2 protein-coding genes are annotated in these 1,026 nt (G+C 64.7%); one reads left to right on the forward strand and one right to left on the reverse strand.

Going from position 1 to position 1,026, the window contains the following annotated elements:
* On the forward strand, positions 1-660 hold a 660-nt coding region (locus AC1DVA_RS28620), incomplete at its 5' end, for a DUF763 domain-containing protein (protein WP_476808163.1).
* Positions 661-685: 25 nt separating this feature from the next.
* Here the strand turns inward: AC1DVA_RS28620 and AC1DVA_RS28625 are convergent.
* The coding region (locus AC1DVA_RS28625; RefSeq protein ID WP_476808164.1) for a DNA-3-methyladenine glycosylase at positions 686-1,026 on the reverse strand (341 nt) is incomplete at its 5' end.

Raw genomic sequence — 1,026 nt, forward strand, 5'->3', positions numbered from 1 at the left:
GCCCCCTCCCGTGATGGCCAGGTCGCTATTCTTCGTGACGTCGGACCGGACGCCATTGTTCGCGAGTACACTGCCTTGGAGCGAGGCCGTGCAGTGCCCGCGCTGTCGCCCGCGCAGCTCGCCTTGCCTCATCTGGTGATGCCCGCCCACCACGCCGTCAGGCCGAAGGATGTCCTTGCCCGAAGGCTTCATGGTGCCCTCGCAGCTGCAGCCGATCGCGCGCCTCATGACTTCTCGGAATTGCTGCTTGTCCCCGGTGTTGGAGCGCGCACGGTACGCTCTTTGGCGATGGTTGCCGAAGTCGTCCACGGAGCGCCGTACCGGTTCAGTGACCCCGCCCGGTTTTCGCTTGCTCACGGTGGCAAGGACCGTCAGCCTTTTGCCGTTCCGACCAAGATCTATGATCAGACGATTTCGGTTCTCAAATCGGCCGTTGAACGCGCAAAGCTAGGCCAGGACGATCGGCTGGCCGCCATCGCGCGCCTCGACCGGGAAAGCCGCCGATTGGAGGGCCTCGTGGAAGGCCCCTCGCTGGAAGAATATGTCCGCGAAGAGTGGCGGCGTTCGGCGGAATATGGCGGCCGAAGCGTTTTCGGCTGGGAGCGCGACGAGCTCGCCGACAGCAACGAACCGAGCAAACAAGCGACTCGCGCTAACTGACTGGCCGTCTCGGCCGCTCATTTCCCTAACCCGTCGGGAACGGCCGGCTCAAATGCGGCGAGCCCGCCAGACCGAAGCGCCAGGGGCGATCGGCGGCCCGAGAGATGCCGATCCGCACGCCGGCGATAATCTCGGGTTCGCCTGAGCGATCCATCACCGAAAACGGCGGCGCGCTTAAACTAAGGCAATCGTGAGCGGCGGTTATGCCAAGGGCCTGGGCCAAGCGCCCGGGCCCCGAACATAGAGGTCGAGTCGAACCCCGGCGCGCTCGCATCTGGTCCAGCCCATATTTCGGGTCGAGGGCCCGGATCAATACGGCCCCGTGATCGGTCGCAACAATGTTCAAGCACCAGTGCAGCCCGTAGG

This window comes from Allobosea sp. P4_C6, from assembly GCF_056402015.1.